This window comes from Pseudomonas sp. 06C 126, assembly GCF_001855215.1.
GTDB classification, from domain to species: domain Bacteria; phylum Pseudomonadota; class Gammaproteobacteria; order Pseudomonadales; family Pseudomonadaceae; genus Aquipseudomonas; species Aquipseudomonas proteolytica.
Genome location: NZ_MIFU01000108.1, coordinates 40,832 through 61,924 on the forward strand (window position 1 = coordinate 40,832; position 21,093 = coordinate 61,924).

Genomic DNA, 21,093 nt, shown 5'->3' on the forward strand with positions numbered 1-21,093 from the left:
CGCCTCCAAAGTGGCGGGTTGTTCACCTGTATTCGTCAACACTCATGCCTTCCGCTGGTTGCCGATGGGCGCGGGGTAAGTGCTGACGGGTAGAGGTGGGGAGGGGTATAAGTAGGGAAGTTCGAAATAAGGAGTTTTCTATGTCCCTGGTGGATCTTGATTTGATCTCGAAGGCCTTGCCTCAAGCTTGGAAGTCCACCGTTCTAGGACGGGTAGGCGGCTCCAATATCAAAGTTCTGCGCATGGATGAAATGTCCGTTGAAGCAGAGGTGCATGACTACACTGAGGGATTGTTAGTCATCTCCGGGCAGTTATTGCTGGGAGTCGATGGTGAATCCGTGCGAGTGGGAGAAGGACAAATCTATCTGGCTGAAGCTGGTGTTCCGCATGCAGTTTTGTCTGGGAGCTACGGGACACTTGTCATCATTGATGTTTGAAAGGCCGCAGGTGCCGGAACTGGCCCGCACGCAGCTGACCAGACAGTTAACGACAGGCTGTCCTGGTGGCCTCTGTTAAGCGGTCAACCTAGGACATTCCGTCCGGCGCACCATCCGAACCTGAGCCATTCGCCTCTCCGGTGCCCTGCGATCACGACGCATTGAGTCGTCACTGATCATTGAGTGCATGGCAAGCAGCGCCGCCAGTACAAAGCAAACCGGCGTGATGATCTGGCGCTTCATGGCCTCAGCCACTAACGCCGTACGCTTCGTCACGCCCAGCTTGAACATCGCATTGGTCAGGCGCTTCTTGACGGTGCCTGCCTCAATCCCTGCTTCGCGGGCGATCTCTTTCGAGGTGAAGCCCTGGGCAATCCAAAGCAGGAACTGAAGTTCTCGCGGCGCCAGGCCACGTCCGAGGTGACCCTTCCATGAACCGTTGATGATTGTTGCTTCCATCGTCGTGACTCCCGGGTTGGTTTCCCGTTAGGCCCTGTTGCCAAGGCCTATCGGTGAAACCCCCGGCCTCGCTACTGGCGACAGGCCGGGGTTGTTGCGTCAGCGGTGATGTGCGCCGGTTGCCCGCTGCTGATTGCAGGGCTGGCTATCTGTGGGTGGGCTTCGAGCTTCCTACTCACGGCGTCAAACAGCATCTGTTCGCCGTGGATCACAGGTCCTTACAACATGTACGCTACAGCTCTGAATGCCCTGGTTGAGTGGGGCAGGGTGCATGAGGTCCGGCGTTCCCAGCCGAGGCTATCGGGACCGCTAATTCTGTTCAGTTGAATCTCCCTTCTTCCGCTGGGATTCGCGGGGCGCATTGCTTGCCAGGTCATTCGCACGGTTCGAGCGTTTCGCTCTCGATCAGCCGTACAGGGTTCTCCTGTCGTGGGCGGGCTATCTGACCCGTCTGATCGCCGGTCGCCGGTAGAGGCAATGCGGTCTGTTGGTATTTCTGTATTGCGCTGACTGTTAAAGAGCGGCGCAGCTCTCGCTGCTGGCCGGCAATGTTCGTTGCTGGCTTGAGATAAACATTACTAGCGATAATATTATCAGTCAAGACCGCGGGTAATAAAAATATTCACAGGTAATAAAAATCCCGCTCACTGGCGGGCTAATTTATGAATCGCAGTACTCACGCCAGCCGATTCTGACGGCACCGTCATCCAAATGATCGATCCTGATACCGGCTGTGTCGCCGATATCCTGGATGACCTGGCGCCAGGCTTCAGGGCTTTCATCGTCGCGCCTGGATACCTCGACCAATTGAATCCGCTGTACCCGGGGAGAGGCGATCAAGCCTTGCAGGCGGCGGCCAACAAGCTCGTAGGAATTTCGTGGTTTCGATGCGGGGTAGGGTGCCTGGCTCATGCTTCGCTCCTTGCGAAAACTGTATAAATAAACAGTATTCCTGCTGGCATGCATTGGCAATAGGACGGCAACAGATTTTATGCATAAATGCATAAGCCATTTGCTAAGGAAATCCGGAGCTAGGAAAAGCTGGGCATGTATTGCTGCACGCGAGGAATTGCCTGAGCTTTCTCAAAGCAAAAAGGTGGAAGGCGATCTAGCCCGATCGGCGAGCGCAATCTAGATCCAAATCGCAGGCAAAGAAAAGCCCGCGATGGGGATTAGCGGGCTTAAAGGGATTTTCTTTAGGAGCTGGGGTAACCATATGCGTTCAGCTGTGAAAGGTTTGTGAAATGTCGGACGTCAAACTCTGCGAGATTAATTAATCATCAGCGCCCAGTTGGTCAGCTTTCAATGGAGGGACACGCAACTCTGGCAGAGCAACGGCTTCCGGCCATCGAAGCTCTTGCCGTGGCGTGTCAGTGCTAGTCGATCTGTTCACCTTCGCATGGACGTAAGCCACTTCTCGGCTCACGACATGGGCCACATAGCTCACGCTGACGCACACACTCATGAGTGCGGTGATTTTGACGAGCTTGGTTGCGATGGGTTTCATGCAGCCCCCTCCATACGGATGCGATCACCGATCCTAACTGGTAAGGACAGAAACAAGAAGCCCGGCGCTGGGCCGGGCTTCGATGTAATGCGTCAGAAACTAACGATGTTTGTTCTTGTGTTTATGCTTGTTGTTGCCTTTGTGCTTCTTACCATCCGATCGATGATTGCTCTCATCGTCCGCCAGGTTGTTTCCTAGAGCACCACCCGCAGCGCCGCCGAGCCCTGCACCGATAGTCGAGCCAGTTGTGCCGCCCAGGCGATTACCAATGAGTGAGCCACCAGCCGAGCCGATACCGCCACCTAATGCAGCTTCAGCTCTATTGCCTTTTTGAGCACCAACAGCACTACCGGCAGCACCACCTACGCCTGCGCCTACCGCTGCGCCTGTCGAGCCTCCGAGCTGTTGGCCTACGATGTTGCCTAGCGCACCACCAACGCCGCCTCCAAGAGCGGCTGTGCCATCTCCGGCTGCGATCGCTCCTTGCGAAATGAGGACACCCAAAGCTAGGGCGGGTAGTGTCATTTTCATTTTGTGAACCTCTATGGGTTGTCAGCAGGCGCTCACGGTTTAAAGCACGCCTAGCATTAGGACTAGGGTGAAAGTTTGAAGTTCTCTACGGGGGCTGCCTACGGGCGAATGGTTGTAACAAGGTATGCCGTAATGGATCAGGCTGCTGAAGGCGGGCTTAAGCGGTTTCACTAGGAATTGAGATGACCAGAGGAGCCGAGCGTGAAAAGGCAGAAACAAGAAGCCCGGCGCTGGGCCTGATTATCTGTTTACTCAGGCTAGTCAGTATTCGTGGGAGTGCATGGCGTTCGCTCCACTCGATGACGTGGAAAGCGTAGCAGCGGGCAAAAAAAGGCCCGCTTGTGTGCGGACCTAAAGGGAATTCTTCAAAGGAGTAGGGGGAGTTTTGCCCAGGCCCTGTAAATGCCAGGTGAAAAGGATGTCGCAGAAACGAAAGGTTTGGTGACGCGGTCGGTATCAGAACGAAGTTGCGATCGCCCGGGCGAGTTGGGTGTCTGACATCAGCGGCGGCGGGCTGGTCGAGCGGTAGTACCTGGAGGCTTGCTCAAACTGGGCGCCGCGAATTTCGCCGTCCGAACCTATGAACGCCAGGGCGTCAGTCTTGGCTGACTTGAAAATTTTAGGCGGCTCGGTCGTGAGAGATGTCGTCGCCCCAATTAAAATGGTTGGCGCGGAGATTGTGAGAAATATCGCAGCGGCGATAGGGTTGGCGCCATCACCTGACACGGCCTGCGTGCTGACCGATGCTAGCAGGGCAATCCCCAGAGCCTTCCATGAATTCATTCTTCGATGCTTCCATTGCTATCAGAGGGCGACACCGTAGCAGAACTGGGCGATCGCCAGATACAAGAAGCCCGGCGCTGGGCCGGGCCTACTATGGCGTCTTAATGATCAGTGGATCAGCCGCGCCACTCCAAAGGCGACCGCAGAAAGCGCGGCCGCAGTGCCTACAAACCACTTAAGAAGCCTGGTTTCAAGCGATTGAATGTCTGTTCTGAAATTGGCTATGGCTTGGTTCAGCCCGCCAGTCTCTTCCAGAAGGTCGGCCTTGGTAACCATATGCTTTTCAATCGAATCAATTTTTGTCTCGACGCGCGCCAACCGCTCCTTTATTTCAGGGAGTGACTTCTCAATAGACTCAATTCTCTTTTCCATAAAATCACCGCCACCAGTACCGCCGCCTCCGCCGCCGCTCCCGCCATGCCTGTCTGGATGGGGAAGAAATTTTTCGGCATTTTTGAAGCGCTCTTCAAGGTAGTGAATATTGTCACTCATTTTTTTGCGCTCCAGCATTCAAGAGTATACGACCTTTGGTATCCCCGTACGTTTTCAGCAACTCAATGACACCCTTAAGCTCCTCAAACGCGGACTCGCCCAGGGCTTGTATTTGCTCGTCATCAGAGTGGTTCCTATGGACAACCGCAAGGTCTAACGCGGCGCTCGTTAGCTTAACGATTGCATCCTCCAATGGGCTGAAAAGCTCGAACAGTTCGCCATGGGTGACATTCTTACTGGCGATTTCGGGTGGTAGCTGTTTCATCGTTACTCCGTTTGAGTCAGGAATGCCTCTTGGCGCCGCTATCCAAAGTTCGAGAATTTACGCATCAATGCATCCCTCCGCGCCAAACCATGCGCTTACTCGGGCTTGCTGCGATTTATCTGTCCCGCCTTCACCTCATCCGCCCGCGCCATAGAAGTGGTTCAGCGCTATCAGCTCAACCACCGCCACGATGGTGCAGAGCACAACGAAGCCAGGGCTGAAGACTCGCTTTCGACCTGATGAACCCCAACAACTAGGACCCGCGTCGGAAATAAAAGGAAGCACCATGAGCAACGCCAACCAAGCCCAGACCCAAAACTTGCTCCAGAAGCTCTGCTCTCGCCATGCAGTCATTTTGTCTGTTTCGAAGCCCGGCTTATCCGGCCGGCCTTCACCTCATCTGCGTAGCCCACAAGCCTGTCAGCTTCCTCATGGAGCGTGCCGACCAAGCCTATTAGTGCTATGGCATCGGCGTCGCTGAGCTTTTCCGCCAGCTTACCCAGGCTTACGCAGGACTGCTCAAGGTTTGAAGCGATAGCTTTGAGGTCGCGGCGCAGATGCTGGTTGGGCCTATTGAGAGGCATGATCAATTATCTCGTTCAGCTCGGCCAGTCAAAATCCAATTTACTAGTCGTCCGGTGACCTTGTCATACAGGGCGGACAAGAAGAGTCCAATGATCACAAGGTAGCTACCGTAAAAGACCGCAGGGTACTCCCTGATGCGATATTTATTCCAAGCGATCACATCTAACCAGCGATCGAAAAAACGCGATGAGCTCAAATAGCGCCCACCCATATCGTAAAGACCAACTGACAGGGTAATCAGGCCAACGAGCAAAAGAACAATACCTATGCGCTTTGTTACAGTATTCGTGAACTGTTCCATGCTGACCTCCTGTCAGCTCGCTATACCAAGAGGCATAGTCAAGACACTTCGTTGATCAGTAAAACTTCTGCAGCGCCTGCACAACCACGCCCACGATCCGGCAATTCTCGTCTACCGCCTCAATTGGGTAGCTCGGGTTCAGTGGCTTCAGGAACAGCCGGCCGCCATCGCTGACCAGCTTCTTGAACGTCGCCTCATTGCTATCCGGCAGCTTGGCCACCACCAGCTTACCTGGTGCAACCTCAGCCTCTGTGTCCACCAGGATCAGCGTGCCCTCGGTGATGCTCTGGCCGGCGGGCGCCGTCATTGAGTCGCCTTTCACCTTCAACCAGAACGCCATCCCCTTTGAGTCGTACTCCGAGAACTCATAGCTATCAGAAAAGCCGGCCGGGTAGGGCTCAACGGCCTCCGCCCAGGCGCCGGCGGCAACCCAGCTGATTACTGGGTAGCGGAATGATTTTGTCGGCTGTTGTGCATCGCGGACATTGGAGTCAGACGAACTGCTGATCCCCTTTATTTCCGCCGCCAGGCGCTCACTGAAATCAGAAACTGGAACTTGTAAATAGCGGGCGAAGACTGCTGCTGCCTCGATATTTAATGCGTTTCTGCCGGTTAGGTAGTGGCTCGCAGCGCTTTGGCTGTTTGCCTTCAATCCTTCCATTGCGATTTTTTCTTGGCTGATGCCAAGGGCCTTCTTCTTTGCCTTGTAAATAGCGTTCAGCGCCGCGCACTCCGCCGCCTCTACTTCTGTGAGGGGGCGCTTTTTGCCTGGCTTTTTGTCAGTTGTTTTCATCGAGCAACTGTATGACTTCAGGTATTAACATTCTAAGACCGCCGATATTGACTTAATAAAGACCGCAAGTAATACTTGCGTGTGCATCGCGCAGGAGAAAACGTATGCAGCGCACACCACTTAAAGAGTTTGTGACAAGGGTCGGGCAGATCAAGGCTGCCGAAGAGCTCGGCATGACCCAAGGCGGAATCAGCAAAGCACTGCGAGCTGGTCGCGAGGTTTATGTGATCGAGCAAGGGAATGGGAAATACAAGGCTGAAGAGATCAAGCCATTTCCAGGCCAGGTTCAGCGACTCGCGAGCTAGTGAGATCCGTATTCGCCAATCCATGTTGCCAGTATCGGCTCAGACGGCCTGCGAAGTAAGAAACCTGAAGTCGCTGGAGTTTTATCCAGTGGGTTTTAAGAGAGGCGAAGCGGGGAGCAGGGTGGGGAGGTTGGTGCTTCGGCGCTGAATTACACGCACAAAAAAGCCGACGGTCGAGGTCGGCTAATTCGATAACACTTTGTGAGGCCGATTATATGCAAATCCAACCAAATATCAATAGCGCTACAGATCTCGCGCCACGTTTTCCGCAATCTGAAAACGTGGCGCGTATTAGCTCACATTCAGACCCCTTGGCGGCCTGACATGCAATACACCGTCACGATTAACCAGGTGAAGGCGCTGGAGTGGGGGCTGAATGCTCAGCAGGCCCTACTGTTCGCTTTCGTCTACGGCTGTCCGAGCTGGACCAAGCCAATCAAGACCGATGACGGGATCTTCTTCGCGCTGAGCAAGGCCAAGATCACTGAGGAGCTGCCGCTACTCACTGATAAGCCCGACACCGCTTACCGCATGCTGAAGGCCCTGGAAGAAGCCGGTTTGATTGAGCTTTCCAGTACTTCGAACATCACGCTTTTCAGGCTGACAGAGAAGGCCATCGAGTGGAACCAGAAGCTCGACGGGTCGGAAAAATATCCGACCCCGCCAAATAACAAGGGTCGGAAAAATATCCGATCTACCTCGGATAAATCTCCGAGCAAGGTCGGAAAAAAATCCGGGCAAGGGTCGGAAAAATCTCCGACAAATCAGGATACCAATCATCAGGATACAGATCAGGACACCAGTCAGTCCTTGCAGGACGCCACCGGCAAGCCGGCTCAATCCCGCGGCTTGGTTCTCGTGGTTGATCGTATCGACGCCCCACGGGTTGAGATCCCTGCCGACATGCCGGGCCCCAAAGACCAGACCTGCAAAACGTTCAAGGTCTGGGCGAACTACGCAATGGCCTACCGCAAACGCTACCTCGGCGCATGGCCTGTTTGGAACGCCAAGGTTGGTGGTCAGCTCGGCCAATTGGTCGACCGACTCGGCGCCGATGTCGCTCACCACGTCGCCGCGCATTACCTGAAAACCAACGATGCCGCCGTTTTGCGCAAGTGCCACAGCCTCAACGAGCTGCTGGCCAACGCCGAGAGCTACCACACCCAGTGGGTGACCGGGCAGCGCGTCAACGGCACTACCGCCCGCCAGATGGAACGAACCGAGGCCAACCTGTCCGCAGCGGAGCAGGCCGCTCAGATGGTTCTGGCCAAACGCCAAGCAGGTGACCGCAATGAATACCTCTGAAATGAATGACCAGCAGGTTGCCGGGCTGGCCGCCGCCATCTGCGCCACAGCCGAGGCCATGGGCCAGGAAATGAACCCAGGCACTGCCGCGATGATGGCCGAAGACCTCTGCGCGTACCCGGTACCCGTCGTCAAAGCCGCCTTGAAGGCCTGCCGTTTCGAGGTTAAGGGCAAGCTGGCTATGGCTGACATCCTGCAACGCGTCCAGTCCTCTGACGGGCGCCCGGGCAAGGACGAGGCCTGGGCAATCGCCATGACCACCAACGATGAATTCGAAACTGTGGTGCTGACCGATGAGATCCAACTGGCCCTGGCTGCCGCGAAACCCATCTTGGATGGTGGCGACAAGATCGGTGCTCGCATGGCGTTCATCGACGCCTACCAGCGGTTCGTGAGTCAGGCCCGTGAGGATGCGAAGCCGGTCAACTGGCATGTGTCCGTGGGTTTCGACGCCAACCGTCGAATCCAGGCCGTAACCAAGGCCATGGAGCTGAAGCGTATTCCCCGCGAGCACGGCCAAAAGTACCTGGCAGACCTGAGCGTCGAGCCGGTCACCGAAGACGGTCGCGCGATCGCTGGCTTGCTCACCGGTACCGTCACCCGGCCGGAACCCGCTATTCGCGCAAAGCTTGAGATCGTTAAGAGCTCGATGCTTGAAATGCGCAAGGCCAGCGCAGAGCGAAAGGATGAGATACGGATTGCAGCGGCCAACGAGTTGGCGGATCGCCGGGCGCTGCTGATCAAACAGGTCCAGGAACTGGAAGAGAAGAGGGCGGCGCAATGACCAAGCCAGCTAAGCCTCGCCCAATGCCCGTGTATCTGGTGCTGCGCCGCCTGATTGATCCTGCCACCGGCAGGGAGGTGGCCGCGTTCGTGCCGTCCTCCGACGCTGACCGATCGATCCTTCGTGAGCGTGATTTCCGGATCAATACCAAGATCCGCGCCGAACTCAAGCAGCCACGCAATCCAAGGTTCAACGGTTTGGTCCACGGCCTGGGTCGGGTACTGAGCCAGAACATCGATCGGTTCTCTGGCAAGCAGTCCCACGACGCAATTAAGGCCCTGCAACTGGAGTCGGGCGTGTACTGCGACGAGGAGCAGTTCGACATCCCTGGCCTGGGCCAACTCACCCGTAAGACACCCCGCAGCCTTTCCTACGATTCGATGGGGGAGGAGACATTCCAAGATTTTTGGCGCCAGTGCTGCGCGTACCTGGTGCTGCATGACTGGCCGACGCTCACGGAAGAGCGCCTGACCGAAATGGCAGAGTTCGAAGCATTCAAGGAGGCCGCATGAAGCGCACCCCATTACAACGCAAAACCCCGCTCACGTCCGGTGGGCCACGCCGCAAACGCTGCCCAGAGTGCCGAGTGATGTTCACGCCTGCCCGCGGCTCGCAGGCGGTGTGCGGCGAGATCGAGTGCGCTATCGCTTACGGCAGGTCGGAGAAGGGGCAGGCGAGCGCCAAGAAGGCCCTAGCTGATGTTGGTCGCCGGGACATCAAGGTGCGCAAGGAGAAGCTGAAGAGCAGGGCGGACCACCTGCGCGAAGCTCAGGCTGCGGTGAATGAGTACGTGCGCCTGCGTGACGCGCACCTGCCCTGCATTAGCTGTGACTCCACTCCGAACGACAACGACCTCATGACCGGCAGCCGGTGGGACGCTGGGCATTACCGATCCGTGGGTGCCTGCCCAGAGCTGCGCTTCGAGCCGCTGAACATCCACCGCCAGTGTGTGAAGTGCAATCGCAACCTATCCGGCAACGCTGTGGAGTACCGCATCCGCCTGGTGCAGCGCATCGGCGCCGAGAAGGTCGCCTGGCTGGAGGGGCTGCACCCGGCCTGCAAGTACACCGTGGATGAGATCAAGGCCATCAAGGCCGAATATCGAGCGAAGACCAGAAAGCTAAAGGAGAAGGCCGCATGACCTATCGCAACGTTGTTTCAGCAGTAGTTCGAGCTCTCGCGGCCGAGACCATCACTTCCGCCGGCGGCTGCGACTTTGAGCCCAAGGTGCAGTGTGCGAAGCAGAAGGGGGAGATCGTTGGCAAGGAGGCTGCGTTTCTTCAGGATTGCTGGGTGTTTGGGCGGCTGCACAAAGCTTTGACCCCTGCGCATTGGCGCGCCCTGGTGGCAAAGTACTCTACCCACGAAGAGCGCAAGCACGGCGCCATACTGGAACTGTTGAATTCGGTGAAGACGCCCGCGCCGAAACGTTTTCGTGAATGTGCTGTGTTGACTTGGGCCATTCCTCAGGTTGTCGGGGCCGAGGGTAAGCGTTCCGCGGCCGTCCTACCTGCAGCCTGGTATGACATCACCAATTGGGGCAACGACGGTAAGCCGGAGTCGACACGGTACCGGTGGCGCTCATGTATTCGTAGGGCACTGGACGACCAGGTCAACGAGGCGTTGACTGCCGTCCAGGAGCTGCTCGACGCAGAAGGTTTAATTGACACCGTTGCTGCGTAGAGCAGGTTTAGAAATCGCAAGCCCGTGTCTCGCCGTTGCCAATATTCGGTTCTCTTGCCGTGCCAAAATTAAGGGTGAAACCCTCCCTTTTCCAACCACTGAGTCAGTAGCGCTGCGCTCAGTGGTTTAGTGATCAAGTAACCCTGGGCTTCTGTGCAGCCCCATCGGCTAATCAGAGAAAGGGTCTTTTCCGTTTCAACGCCCTCTGCTACCACCCGATATCCCAATCCTTTGGCAAGTTCAATTAAAGTTCTAACTAGGCGTTTGTCTTTTTCATTTGCGTGGAGGTTGCTGATCAGTGATTGGTCGATTTTAACCGTGTTAACTGGGAGTTGTCTCAGGTACGACCAGTTACTATATCCGGTACCGAAGTCATCTACTGAAACCTCAATTCCCAATCCTTGAGCTCGCTCTAGCTGGGCTATAACTGTATTGGGGTCAGTCATAAGCATGCTCTCGGTAAATTCGAGCTCTAAAGCTTTTGGATCGAGTTCGCCTTTTTCTATGAGGGCAACAATTGCGTCGACAAATTTTGAGTTTTCAAGATCGCTAACAGTCACATTCATAGCGATGCGCAGTTTTATTCCTTGGTTCTTCCATTGGTTAGCTTGAGCTGTAACGGCTTCAAGTACCCATATAGTTAAACTATGCATCAATGCTGTTTTTTCGGCCAGGGGTATGAACTCGGCCGGACTTATGGGGCCAAGAGTGGGGTGGTTCCAGCGTATTAATGCCTCGACGCTTTCACATTCAAAGCTTGGTAGTTTTATTTTTGGGTGAAACACTAAATTTAGTTGGTCTGTCGATCGGACGGCATCTAACAGTGAGCTTAGCACTGCGAATACCCGTTTCTGCGCAGCATCTAGTTTGGGCTGATACATTGTCCAGCCGATATTGCGGACTCTAGCGTCATCGGCAGCGCCAACTACTAAACGAAGCCAGTCTTTCTCTTCTGAGTCGATGATAGGCAACACTCCGATGCCTGTCTGCATTAGTATTGGAATTCCTTGACAGTCAACTGGGTCGTTAAAATCTGATAGGATTTTCAAACAAATAGCTTCGATGGGCTCGTCTGCACTCAGGAGGAAACCAAATCGTGTGGGGCTAATTTTATATAAGGTGCAATTTTTGGGCAGCACTGATTGAAGTCGAGCCTTTACGTTAAGCATTAAATCTTGCGAGAAGCTATATCCTAGGGCCTTCACGACATCGTTTAGAAACTTTGGAGAAATTACATCTACTGCGTAAAGTTTGTGTCGTTTGCCGCTAGAACTCACTTGTCGGATGTCTTCCTCCAACCGAAGTCGATTGAATAGACCTGTAGGTTGATCAATGTAGTTGCGGGAACGTAGCCCCATGATTCGCATTATCACGAGTTGCGAGAAGTAAACGAGCATTACTGCATCTCGCTCACTCATTGGATCTCTAGGTTTAGTATCGATTATACAAAGGCTACCTAATGAAAAACCATCCTTTGTAAGGAGCGGGGCGCTAGCGTAATAGTTGATATATGGTGGTCCGGTCACCATAGGGTTATCTTTGAAGCGCTCATCCTTGCGTGCGTCTAAGATTTCCAATGGTTCTTTGTCATGCAGCGAATGAGCGCAGAAAGAAACATCTCGCGGAGTTGAATTATCTTCAATACCAATCCGCGCCTTGAACCATTGCTCATGCTCATCCACGATTGAAATCAGCGCGATCGGTGCATTGAAGTACTCCGAAGTCATCGCGATCATTTTTTCGAATACTTCATCTTGTTGATCGTCGCGCGAGCAAAATTCTGTCACGCGCTTCAGGCGCATCGTTTCGTAATCTGGGATTGAGTCGTTAGCGTCCATGGTCTCCCTCGCGTGGAACGTCTAAATACTCGAAAGGTATCAGATGCCCTAGCCTGCTACGACTGCATTTATCTATGGAAGCTATAGCATTAAGTGTTTCGAGCCCACTGGTGCTGTGCGAAGTGATGCACCCGGTATTTTGCGCTACGTAGCCCAAATTCCACCTCAGGGTTTTGAAGGCCTAATTCGTTAGGTTGACGAAAAAACATATCTTTTTGCAAAGCGTGGTTGCACCGAATGAGAAAGTGAGAGAGTATTTACCCATCCTGTCGATCTTGCGCGTTGAGGTTGCACAGTAAAGCCCGGCATGAAGTCGGGCTTTTTCATGAGAGGCACAGGACGATGCGAACTCTCTTACTTCTCGGAATGTTGCTCTCGCCATTGGCGTTCGCCGACCTAACCGAGCCCTCGCATGACTGCAACCAGCCGGACGTGCCGTACGAGTTTCAAGACCAGTACGAGCGTGACCAATTTCAGGCTGATGTTGAGGAATACGAAACGTGCATAACTGACTTCGTAGAGGAGCAGCAGGACGCAATTCGTAAGCATAAGTCGGCGGCCGATGACGCCATTGAAGAGTGGAACTCGTTCGCTCGATCGACATAATCGCTACGTATTTTTCTAAGCCTCGCCAAGTGCGGGGCTTTTTATTGCTCGCCGAAAAGACAATGCAAAAGGAATTTGCAAATGTTGAAAGAATTCATGTGCGGTAACTGCAAAAGACTTATCGCCCGTACGGGTGCCCGCCACTGAGCGGGCTTTTTTATTCCCAACTCCCTGACGGGGAGGAACCGAGATGTCCAACATGCCAGACAAACCAGACACCTGGCTCATCGTGCTTGCATGGCTGAGTCAGCATTCGCCGACGCTTTATGCCGCAGGCCTATCTGCCTTGATGGCTGGTATCAGAATCATCTATGGCGGCGGTACCCGGCGCCAGGCTCTGCTCGAGGCGGCGATCTGCACCTTGATCACCATTGGCCTGATTCCGGTCCTTGAGTACTTCGGACTGCCGCAGAACCTTGCGACGGCTGCCGGAGTGTTTATCGGGTTCCTGGGCGTGAAGAAGCTGGCCGACTTTGCTGATCGGGTCGCCGAATTCAAGTTTCCCAGGAGCGGTGCAGGGCAGTAATCCGCGCCACGTTTTCGAATGCACCAAATCGTGGCGCGGATAGCATGTTCTTCTATGGGAAAGTGATATCAGCTCTGATCATGGGAAGGTTGCTTGCATCGTAGGAGCAATGATACGAGCGCCCATCATCGGTGTTCTTTTTCGGGGCATCTTCACATTTGAATGAAACAGTGATGCCGTATTTTGTAGCTGTGAACCCTTTGACTGCTTCTTCAGGGGTAAGCACCGCAACGAGCTCACGATTGAAACTCAGTGTGATATCGGGACCACCGAAGACTTCATATTTCTGCGATCGGATACAAAGGCTGGCCCCGACCAATTTGCCATTCAGCGTATTGGTGCCACTCGTACACGCTTTCGGTGAGATGAAGTTGCCAACGCTCATTTTATTAGTGGGAATTTCTGTCTTCACTGCCGGCGGTGTGTACGGCCCGCTCTGGCAGGCTGTGATAAGGCTAGCCGCAAATATCAGAACGGCAGCTTGAATCATTGATTTCATAAAGGGCAGCATCCTTTGGCTGAGGTGTCGTGAGCAAGTCCAATCCACGGTTCTTGAGCTTGCGAACAGGGTTGCCGTGGCTTATGTAGGGACACCGCCGTGTTTTACTTCACGTATTTTACGGTTGCACTCACTAGCAACTGATCGTTGACCGTGACTTTGCAAAAACGCTTCGTAACTGTTTTGTTATCAGTCGCGAGCGTAGGCTCGCATTGCAAAAACACTTTTTTACCGTTCCAGTCCTGAGCTATCCCAGCAGTGGCTGCGCTAGCGTACTCTTTCATGAATTTCCGATTCCATGGTCCGAAATAGACTTCAGGTTCGCCGCCTCCGAAGAAACCAGATTCCTGCGTGGCGCAGAGCGTACCCTCCATCCTTTCTCCGTCGATGATATTGGCATCGGTGTAGCAGTTCATCAGGCCGTTCCAGACATTCATATCTACTGGGCCCCTGTTAACCCAGGTAGGAGGGGTAACGCATCCTGAGAGAGTTGCGGCGGCAAGCGCCAACGCGATAAGAGAAGTTGACTTAATACGGGGCATTGAACTGAGCTTCCTTACTTTTGAATTTGCATCATCAATACCGGCAGCCAGCCACGATTTCAAGTATTGCAGTGAGTTCGTGGTAGCCAAGCAACCCGAATGGGAGGCAATCGAACGCGCCTACCGGGCTGGTTCGCTTTCCATCAAATCCACAGCCAGGTGTAATGGCATCTGTGGCAACTATGATGAAGTACACTCTGCAGAATTTGACCGTAGGATTGCGATCATGAGCTGGCAAATCAGAGAGGCTGTCCCCAGCGACTTTAGATCGTTGGTGTGCGTGGATTCTGTAGCGGAGAAAGACGATGGCCGTCGGGCGCAAATAGCAAGTGCAATAAGCAAGGGCCACTGCTGGGTTGCTTGTGACGAAGACGATCCCGCTGTCCCGGTCGGTTACGGATGCTTGGATAGAAGTTTTTTCGGTGAGTGGTTTGTTCCGCTCGTAATCGTCTCGGATGCACACAGAAGATGCGGAATAGGTAGGAAGATCATTGCTCACTTAGAGCGTTGTTCCTCTGCCAAAAAGATCTTCACTTCAACCAACAACTCCAATACACCCATGCGGCAATTGCTCGCGCAGCTTGGATACCAATCTAGCGGCGTAGTGGAGAATCTTGATCCTGGTGATCCGGAGTTAATTTTCATGAAGGTTCTTGACGAGTAGAAGCCCCTGTATTCCTCTGATTCATCTGCACTGATAGTGGCTTGCCATTCATGTTCATATCTCGGGGAGGACTCATGTGCAGGCCGTACCCTCCGACGTCTTTGCTTGAACTGTCCGACTTCGGCGTCCGCCTCACTCCAGCTCCCGAAGTGTGGGAGTGGCTCCAAGCCGAGATCCTTGCCGACACCGGCAGCATTCACAACGAAGACCACGCCCATCTACTGGATGCAGACATCCGGATCATGTGGGCGTCGTCGAGCTTCGAGAAGCAGGGCCGCACAGTCCTGGACCAGGCCGAGCAGGTAGCATTCCGCGCTGGCGGCTGGCAGAAAGCCCGGATGGAGCAACAGATGCGTGATTGGTTCGGCGATGTGCCGGCCTTCATCATCACTCTGGCTGCTGACTACTGCGCCCAGTGCAGCGACCTTGAGTTCTGCGCCCTGATCGAACACGAGCTGTATCACTTGGCTCACGCGACCGACAAGTACGGTCAACCAGCATTCACCCAAGATGGCGCACCGAAGATCAAGCTGCAGGGCCACGACGTGGAAGAGTTCGTCGGTGTGGTCCGCCGCTACGGTGCAAGCCCTGACGTTCAAGCGTTGGTAGATGCTGCAAACAGTCCTGCTGAGGTGGGGAAATTGAACATTGCGAGGGCCTGCGGAACCTGTCTGCTGAGATCGGCCTGATTTTTGACAGGCTCTAGACGGATGAGAATTTATGGCAGCCCTGAAAAATGAGGTGAAGAGCTTCATCGTTCAGGCGCTGGCGTGCTTTGACACCCCCTCCCAGGTGGTGGAAGCCGTCAAGAACGAATACGGGCTTGTGGTGAGCCGCCAGCAGGTGGAGACGCACGACCCAACCAAGTCTGCAGGGAAGGGGCTGGCGGTGAAGTGGGTGACCCTGTTTCACGATACTCGCAAGCGATTCCGCGAAGAGACCGCAGAGATACCCATCGCCAACCGCGCCTACCGGCTTCGTGGCCTGGGGCGAATGGCTGAAAAGGCCGAGAGCATGCGCAACCTGGCGCTGACCGCTCAGTTGTACGAGCAGGCCGCCAAGGAGGTGGGCGACGTCTACGTGAATCGTCGCCTCGAACCTGAGAAACCACTGGGCTCCCAAGCGGACCAGCAGCACGCCGTTGCTGAGTACACCTTGGAGCCTGATGAGAATGTCCCCGCTACCCCGTACCTTTGACCCGCCGGTGAAGCTGACGCCCAAGCAGGCGAACATTTACTGCTGGGGCTTCCAGCCTGAGGCCCGCTTCCGCGATGCGGTGTGTGGCCGCCGGTTCGGCAAGACGTTCCTGGGCAAGGCCGAAATGCGCCGTGCTGCCCGCCTGGCTGCTGAGTGGGGCGTGAGTGTTGAGGACGAGATCTGGTATGGCGCGCCGACGTTCAAACAGGCCAAGCGCGTGTTCTGGAGGCGCCTGAAGCAAGCGATCCCCGAAGCATGGCGTGCACACCGCCCGAACGAGACCGAATGCTCGATCACCCTTAAGTCCGGCCACGTCATGCGCGTGGTGGGGCTCGACAACTACGATAACCTGCGGGGCTCTGGCCTGTTCTTCGTCCTGGTGGATGAATGGGCAGACTGTCCGTGGGCGGCGTGGGAAGAAGTGCTGCGGCCGATGCTATCGACTTGTCAGTACCAGATTCCAGACGTTGGTATGCGAAAGGGAGGCCATGCGCTGCGCATTGGCACTCCGAAGGGCTTCAACCACTGCTACGACACTTATCTGGACGGTAAACCAGGCGGCGAGCCGGACCACAAGAGCTGGCAGTACACCTCGTTACAAGGCGGCAACGTTCCTCCTGAAGAGCTTGAGGCGGCACGCCGGAAGATGGACCCGCGCACCTTCCGGCAAGAGTACGAAGCCGGCTTTGAGAACTACGCGGGCGTCGTCTACTACACGTTCAATCGAGATGAGTGCCGAACCAGCGAGCGAATCAAGCCGGGCGAGGCGTTGCACATCGGCATGGACTTCAACGTCATGAAGATGGCGGCCGTTGTCTATGTCGTGCGTAACGATCTGCCGATGGCCCTGGATGAGTTTCATGGTGTTCGTGACACGCCTGAGATGATCGAGAAGATCCAGTCACGGTTCCCGGGTCACTCGGTGGCGGTCTATCCCGACGCCAGTGGGCAGAACACCAGCAGCAAAAACGCGAGCGAGTCAGACTTGTCACTGCTGAAGAAAGCAAAATTCACGGTGATCGTCGACTCCACAAACCCTGGTGTGAAAGACCGCGTGAACTCGGTAAACGCCATGTTCCTGAACGGCTACGGCGAGCGACGACTGAAAGTCAACATCGACCAGTGCCCTCAGCTCACCTTGTGCCTTGAGCGACAGACCTACACCGACAAGGGCGAGCCTGACAAAGACCCGAAGAAGGGCCATGACCACATGAACGACGCGGCGGGCTACTTCATCGCCAAGCGTTACCCGATCAAAGCAATCGTCACCTCCATCAAAATGGGATACGCCCGATGAGCAACGACGTCTCCTTCAAGCGGGCGGAATACATAGCTGTGCTGGATCGCTGGGCGACCGTTCGCGACGTTTGTGCCGGCCAGCACCGGGTTGTCGACCGACTGCCGTACATCAACTCACACGACAAGTCGCCTGAGAACGTAGACCGGAACAAGGCCTATCGCGAACGTGCGGTATTCAAGAACGCCACTGGGCACACCCGTAACGGGCTGCTCGGCCTGGCGTTCCACAAAGACCCAACGTTGACGGTGTCGAAGAAGCTGGAATACCTGCAGGACAACGCCAACGGTTCGGGCGTGAGCATCTACCAGCACTCGCAGGGCACGCTTGAAAAGGTGCTTGAGGCTGGTCGCCACGGCCTGTACGTCGACTATCACCAGGACAATGGTGTCGGCGGGCACTCGGTGATCCTTTCCTACTGCGCCGAGGACATCATCAACTGGCGCACGGGCATGGTGAACGGGCACAGTGTGCTGACCCTGGTGGTGCTGCACGAGTCTCCCGAGATTCCGGAGGGTTTCGGGTTCAAGACAGTTGAGCAGTACCGGGAGCTGGCACTGGAAGATGACGGTTTCGTTTGTCGCGTTTGGCGCCGGTCTGGGCCAAAAGGTGGCGGGCCACTGGCGGTCACCGAGGAATTTAGGCCGGAAGGAGTCACGGGGCGTCTCAAGGAGATCCCGTTCACCTTCGTCGGCGCACAGAACAACGATCCAAGCATCGACGAGTCGCCGCTCTACGACATCGCGATGATCAACCTAGGCCATTACCGGAACAGTGCTGACTACGAAGATAGCGTTTTCTGGTGTGGGCAGGCTCAGCCCTATATCTCTGGGCTCGATGAGCAATGGCGTGACCACATGGAGAAAAACGGCATTTACGTTGGTTCCCGGGCGCCAATGCTGCTTCCTGCCGGCGGTGCCTTCGCCTATGCGCAGCCGCTACCGAACACCCTGGTCAAAGAGGCCATGGCCGACAAGAACCAGATGATGATCGAGCTGGGCGCCCGGATGGTGGTTGCGTCACTTGCTACCAAGACCGCTACGGAGTCCCGCGGCGATCAGTCAGCCTCAACATCGGTGCTGGCCGGGTGCGTGGCGAACGTGAGCGAGGCCTACACCCAGGCAATCATGTGGTGCTGCGCCTACATGGGCATCACCGACAAGAAGGTCGCCTACCAGGTCAATCAAGAGTTCGTCGAACTGACGGCTGATCCGCAGATGATCACGGCCTTGGTGGGCTTGTGGCAGAACGGAGGCTTTGCGAAAGCGGATCTTCGAGCATATCTGCGCAAGCTTGGGCTGATTGCGCCAGAGCGCACCGACCAACAGATCGATGGCGAGCTGGAAGAGCAGGGCGACGGCCTGGGACTGGACGACGAGGGCAAAGTAGATGGCGGTGAACCAGGCGATACTTGATGCGACCATCCGGCACGCAGTGTTCCTCGAAAAGCTCAAGGCGGGGGAGGTGGGCAAGTTCGCTCCCTTCCTCAAGGAGATTGACCGGTCTATCCGTGATCGGCTGACCCAGTCGGACCTGACCGAATACAACGTGAAGCGCCTGGAAGCGTTGCTGAAAGAGGTCGACAGCCTGTTACTGGGAATTTTCGACCGCTACAGCGCGCAATTGAACCTTGACCTGGTGGACATCGCCAACTACGAGGCTGAGTTCGAAGCGACGAGCTTGGCCCGATCGGCACCGGTTGGCGTGTCGCTGGATGTGGTCGCCCCGACAGCCGCTGCAATCCGCACCGCAGTGCTGACGAACCCGCTCAGCGTGCGCGGTACCGGTGGCGGGAAGCTGCTGAGGGCTTTCATCAAGGGCTGGACCAGCGCCGAACATGAGCGCGTCACCGGCACCATCCGCCAGGGCTTCTTCGAAGGACAGACGAATTTCCAGATCATCCGCAACATTCGCGGTACCAAGGCGGCGGGGTACAAAGACGGCATCCTGGCGACCACCAACCGTAACGCCAGCAGCGTCGTGCACACCGCCATTCAGCATGTGTCATCCCAGGCAAGGATGGAGGTGGCCAAGGCCAATAAGGACATCGTGTCCGAAGTCGAGATGGTCGCTACGCTCGACAGCAAGACCAGCCAGCTATGTCGCTCGATGGACAAACGCCGGTTTCCAGTCGATTCAGGCCCACGGCCGCCGTTTCACCCGAACTGCCGCACCACCTTCATCCTGCTGACCAAACTTAGCGAGATGTTCGCCAAGGGCGCTACCCGAGCTTCAGTGGGTGCCAATGGCGGCCAGCAGGTCAGTGCAAGCCTGGATTACTACCACTGGCTCCAGCAGCAGCCAGCTTCGTTCCAGGACGTTGCTATCGGCCCAGTCCGGGCCAAGCTTTTCCGGGAGGGTGGGCTGACCGTGGAGCGTTTCGCCGAGATGCAGCTTGATCGCAACTTCGCCCCGTTGACTCTGGTGCAGATGCGCGCTCTAGAACCGTTATCATTTGAAAGGGCTGGTCTGCTAATCTGATTGTTTTAGCGCTATATCAAGGAAGGTTTAGGATGCTGGGTAAACTCCAAGGACAAGAGCAAGGAGACCTTCTCAATGATTTTGTGCGAGCTTTTGGGTTAGCAGGATTTCATAGTTTTGGTGATCGGCTGTGGAATCAACGCAATGCTATTTTCTGCATTAAAGTGTTTGCCCATTCCCACCAGTATAAGGATGATATTTTGCTGGTGCTGGCAAGTATTCGGAATAATAGATGGTTAAGATTGCACGTACGCGAACAAGCCCACACTTTTATTTTTGCCCTCTCTGGTAGCAAAGAGGAAGTTGAGGCGCGACGCAGATTAATTGCGATCACAGACCTTATATGCGAGTTCGCTCAAGATGATGAAACACTTGAGACATTAGAGATGTATTTAGAATAAACGATTATGAATATAACCCGCTTCGGCGGGTTTTTTTATGCCTGCAAAACGGGCGAAACATACCCAAGGGGTGCATCAACGTGGCAGAAGAAAACGAAATTGACCTGGAAAACCCGGCAATCAAGGCCGCTATCGCGACTGCCGTTGAAGCATCCGTTTCTGGTCTGAAAACTAAAAACTCGGAACTGCTGGGTAAGCTGAAGGAAACCTCCGGCAAGCTGACCCAGTTCGAAACCCAGTTTGAAGGCATCGACATCGACGCCGTCAAAGGCCTGCTCAGTCGTGCCGGCCAGGACGAAGAAACCAAGCTGCTGACCGAGGGCAAGGTGGACGAGGTCTTCAACCGCCGCACTGAGCGTCTTCGCGGCGACTACGACAAGCAGTTGAAGGCCATCAGCGAGCGCGCCGAGAAGGCCGAATCCTTCGCTGCCAAGTTCCAGGGCAAAGTCCTGGGCGACTCGGTGCGCGGCGCAGCACTGAAAGCCGGCGCTCTACCTGAAGCAACCGACGACATCATCCTGCGCGCCAAAGGCGTGTTCACCCTTAACGAAGATGGCGATGCGGTCGCCGTTGATGAATCCGGCCAGGTCATCCTCGGGAAAGACGGCAAGACCCCTCTGACTCCGCTCGAATGGGCGGAATCTCTGCGCGAAAGCGCACCTCACCTGTGGCCAAGGGCTTCAGGGACATTTGCCCCGGGCGGGGGTGGCGGCAAGGCTGCATTCAAGCGCTCCGAAATGACCTCCGAGCAGAAGCGCGACTTCCAGCGCAAGCACGGCCAAACCGCATATCTCGCATTGCCCAAGTAAGGG

General features: G+C 55.4%; 30 protein-coding genes. 16 read left to right on the plus strand and 14 right to left on the minus strand.

The window, feature by feature from the left end:
• The first annotated feature begins 140 nt into the window (after positions 1-140).
• Positions 141-437, plus strand: a complete 297-nt coding sequence (locus tag BHC62_RS21000) for a cupin domain-containing protein (RefSeq protein WP_070996011.1) — start codon at positions 141-143, stop codon at positions 435-437.
• Between the two features lie 75 nt (positions 438-512).
• Here BHC62_RS21000 and BHC62_RS21005 read toward each other — a convergent pair whose 3' ends face one another.
• The 11 genes from BHC62_RS21005 to BHC62_RS21050 form a co-directional block, all read right to left on the minus strand.
• Positions 513-896 carry a response regulator transcription factor gene (locus BHC62_RS21005; RefSeq protein ID WP_070996012.1) on the minus strand — a complete coding sequence of 128 codons (384 nt, stop codon included), beginning with the start codon at positions 894-896 and terminating at the stop codon, positions 513-515.
• Between the two features lie 660 nt (positions 897-1,556).
• Positions 1,557-1,808, minus strand: coding sequence for a DUF1654 domain-containing protein (locus BHC62_RS21010; protein ID WP_070996013.1), 252 nt, complete (start codon positions 1,806-1,808; stop codon positions 1,557-1,559).
• 361 nt (positions 1,809-2,169) lie between these two features.
• On the minus strand, positions 2,170-2,403 hold the full coding sequence (locus BHC62_RS21015) for a hypothetical protein (protein WP_070996014.1): 234 nt from the start codon (positions 2,401-2,403) through the stop codon (positions 2,170-2,172).
• 99 nt (positions 2,404-2,502) lie between these two features.
• Positions 2,503-2,934: a hypothetical protein gene (locus BHC62_RS27530; RefSeq protein ID WP_071610055.1), complete on the minus strand. Its 432-nt coding sequence runs from the start codon at positions 2,932-2,934 to the stop codon at positions 2,503-2,505.
• Positions 2,935-3,390: 456 nt separating this feature from the next.
• On the minus strand, positions 3,391-3,717 hold the full coding sequence (locus BHC62_RS21025) for a DUF2388 domain-containing protein (RefSeq protein WP_070996015.1): 327 nt from the start codon (positions 3,715-3,717) through the stop codon (positions 3,391-3,393).
• A gap of 108 nt (positions 3,718-3,825) precedes the next feature.
• On the minus strand, positions 3,826-4,209 hold the full coding sequence (locus BHC62_RS21030; RefSeq protein WP_070996016.1) for a hypothetical protein: 384 nt from the start codon (positions 4,207-4,209) through the stop codon (positions 3,826-3,828).
• Positions 4,202-4,474 (minus strand): hypothetical protein, encoded by a 273-nt coding sequence (locus BHC62_RS21035; protein WP_070996017.1) that lies wholly within the window; start codon positions 4,472-4,474, stop codon positions 4,202-4,204. Before BHC62_RS21035 ends, BHC62_RS21030 begins: the two co-directional genes overlap by 8 nt.
• Before the next feature lie 135 nt (positions 4,475-4,609).
• Positions 4,610-4,828 (minus strand): hypothetical protein, encoded by a 219-nt coding sequence (locus tag BHC62_RS29050; protein ID WP_071610056.1) that lies wholly within the window; start codon positions 4,826-4,828, stop codon positions 4,610-4,612.
• Entirely contained in the window at positions 4,825-5,058 is a 234-nt protein-coding gene (locus tag BHC62_RS21040; protein ID WP_070996018.1) for a hypothetical protein, read from the minus strand. Before BHC62_RS21040 ends, BHC62_RS29050 begins: the two co-directional genes overlap by 4 nt.
• A 2-nt stretch (positions 5,059-5,060) precedes the next feature.
• Positions 5,061-5,360: a hypothetical protein gene (locus BHC62_RS21045; RefSeq protein ID WP_070996019.1), complete on the minus strand. Its 300-nt coding sequence runs from the start codon at positions 5,358-5,360 to the stop codon at positions 5,061-5,063.
• A 55-nt stretch (positions 5,361-5,415) separates the two neighbouring features.
• On the minus strand, positions 5,416-6,153 hold the full coding sequence (locus BHC62_RS21050) for a S24 family peptidase (RefSeq protein ID WP_070996020.1): 738 nt from the start codon (positions 6,151-6,153) through the stop codon (positions 5,416-5,418).
• Between the two features lie 104 nt (positions 6,154-6,257).
• On the opposite strand from BHC62_RS21050, the gene BHC62_RS21055 reads away from it, so the two are divergent.
• From BHC62_RS21055 to BHC62_RS21080, 6 genes are all read left to right on the plus strand, one after another.
• A complete protein-coding gene (locus BHC62_RS21055; protein ID WP_070996021.1) occupies positions 6,258-6,458 on the plus strand; it encodes a Cro/CI family transcriptional regulator in 201 nt (66 codons plus the stop codon).
• 324 nt (positions 6,459-6,782) lie between these two features.
• Positions 6,783-7,763: a phage replication protein gene (locus BHC62_RS21060; RefSeq protein ID WP_070996022.1), complete on the plus strand. Its 981-nt coding sequence runs from the start codon at positions 6,783-6,785 to the stop codon at positions 7,761-7,763.
• The gene (locus BHC62_RS21065) at positions 7,750-8,547 is read left to right on the plus strand and encodes a hypothetical protein (protein WP_070996023.1); all 798 of its coding nucleotides are present in this window, start codon (positions 7,750-7,752) and stop codon (positions 8,545-8,547) included. Before BHC62_RS21060 ends, BHC62_RS21065 begins: the two co-directional genes overlap by 14 nt.
• Positions 8,544-9,059, plus strand: coding sequence for a hypothetical protein (locus BHC62_RS21070; RefSeq protein ID WP_070996024.1), 516 nt, complete (start codon positions 8,544-8,546; stop codon positions 9,057-9,059). Before BHC62_RS21065 ends, BHC62_RS21070 begins: the two co-directional genes overlap by 4 nt.
• Entirely contained in the window at positions 9,056-9,688 is a 633-nt protein-coding gene (locus BHC62_RS21075) for a recombination protein NinG (protein WP_070996025.1), read from the plus strand. Before BHC62_RS21070 ends, BHC62_RS21075 begins: the two co-directional genes overlap by 4 nt.
• Positions 9,685-10,230 carry a hypothetical protein gene (locus BHC62_RS21080; protein WP_070996026.1) on the plus strand — a complete coding sequence of 182 codons (546 nt, stop codon included), beginning with the start codon at positions 9,685-9,687 and terminating at the stop codon, positions 10,228-10,230. Before BHC62_RS21075 ends, BHC62_RS21080 begins: the two co-directional genes overlap by 4 nt.
• A 68-nt stretch (positions 10,231-10,298) precedes the next feature.
• Here BHC62_RS21080 and BHC62_RS21085 read toward each other — a convergent pair whose 3' ends face one another.
• Positions 10,299-12,068 (minus strand): GGDEF and EAL domain-containing protein, encoded by a 1,770-nt coding sequence (locus BHC62_RS21085; RefSeq protein ID WP_070996027.1) that lies wholly within the window; start codon positions 12,066-12,068, stop codon positions 10,299-10,301.
• Positions 12,069-12,864: 796 nt separating this feature from the next.
• Between BHC62_RS21085 and BHC62_RS21095 the strand changes: the two genes are divergently transcribed.
• The gene (locus BHC62_RS21095) at positions 12,865-13,200 is read left to right on the plus strand and encodes a phage holin, lambda family (RefSeq protein ID WP_029294997.1); all 336 of its coding nucleotides are present in this window, start codon (positions 12,865-12,867) and stop codon (positions 13,198-13,200) included.
• A gap of 52 nt (positions 13,201-13,252) precedes the next feature.
• On the opposite strand, the gene BHC62_RS21100 is transcribed toward BHC62_RS21095, so the two are convergent.
• Positions 13,253-13,699 carry a lipoprotein gene (locus BHC62_RS21100; protein ID WP_029294999.1) on the minus strand — a complete coding sequence of 149 codons (447 nt, stop codon included), beginning with the start codon at positions 13,697-13,699 and terminating at the stop codon, positions 13,253-13,255.
• 104 nt (positions 13,700-13,803) lie between these two features.
• Positions 13,804-14,136, minus strand: coding sequence for a hypothetical protein (locus BHC62_RS21105; protein ID WP_143007571.1), 333 nt, complete (start codon positions 14,134-14,136; stop codon positions 13,804-13,806).
• 331 nt (positions 14,137-14,467) lie between these two features.
• Here BHC62_RS21105 and BHC62_RS21110 point away from each other — a divergent pair, with 331 nt between their 5' ends.
• The 8 genes from BHC62_RS21110 (at position 14,468) to BHC62_RS21145 (ending at position 21,090) form a co-directional block, all read left to right on the plus strand.
• Positions 14,468-14,905 carry a GNAT family N-acetyltransferase gene (locus BHC62_RS21110; protein ID WP_070996028.1) on the plus strand — a complete coding sequence of 146 codons (438 nt, stop codon included), beginning with the start codon at positions 14,468-14,470 and terminating at the stop codon, positions 14,903-14,905.
• 74 nt (positions 14,906-14,979) lie between these two features.
• Complete coding sequence (locus BHC62_RS21115) at positions 14,980-15,594, plus strand: putative metallopeptidase (RefSeq protein WP_070996029.1); 615 nt, start codon at positions 14,980-14,982, stop codon at positions 15,592-15,594.
• A gap of 31 nt (positions 15,595-15,625) precedes the next feature.
• Positions 15,626-16,102 (plus strand): DUF2280 domain-containing protein, encoded by a 477-nt coding sequence (locus BHC62_RS21120; protein ID WP_057959957.1) that lies wholly within the window; start codon positions 15,626-15,628, stop codon positions 16,100-16,102.
• Complete coding sequence (locus BHC62_RS21125) at positions 16,077-17,399, plus strand: terminase (protein WP_070996030.1); 1,323 nt, start codon at positions 16,077-16,079, stop codon at positions 17,397-17,399. The genes BHC62_RS21120 and BHC62_RS21125 overlap by 26 nt, the downstream gene beginning before the upstream one ends.
• Complete coding sequence (locus BHC62_RS21130) at positions 17,396-18,814, plus strand: DUF4055 domain-containing protein (protein WP_070996031.1); 1,419 nt, start codon at positions 17,396-17,398, stop codon at positions 18,812-18,814. The genes BHC62_RS21125 and BHC62_RS21130 overlap by 4 nt, the downstream gene beginning before the upstream one ends.
• Positions 18,789-19,880, plus strand: coding sequence for a minor capsid protein (locus BHC62_RS21135; protein WP_070996133.1), 1,092 nt, complete (start codon positions 18,789-18,791; stop codon positions 19,878-19,880). The genes BHC62_RS21130 and BHC62_RS21135 overlap by 26 nt, the downstream gene beginning before the upstream one ends.
• A 32-nt stretch (positions 19,881-19,912) precedes the next feature.
• A complete protein-coding gene (locus tag BHC62_RS21140; RefSeq protein WP_070996032.1) occupies positions 19,913-20,281 on the plus strand; it encodes a hypothetical protein in 369 nt (122 codons plus the stop codon).
• 80 nt (positions 20,282-20,361) lie between these two features.
• The gene (locus BHC62_RS21145) at positions 20,362-21,090 is read left to right on the plus strand and encodes a hypothetical protein (protein WP_029295015.1); all 729 of its coding nucleotides are present in this window, start codon (positions 20,362-20,364) and stop codon (positions 21,088-21,090) included.
• Positions 21,091-21,093: the final 3 nt, after the last annotated feature.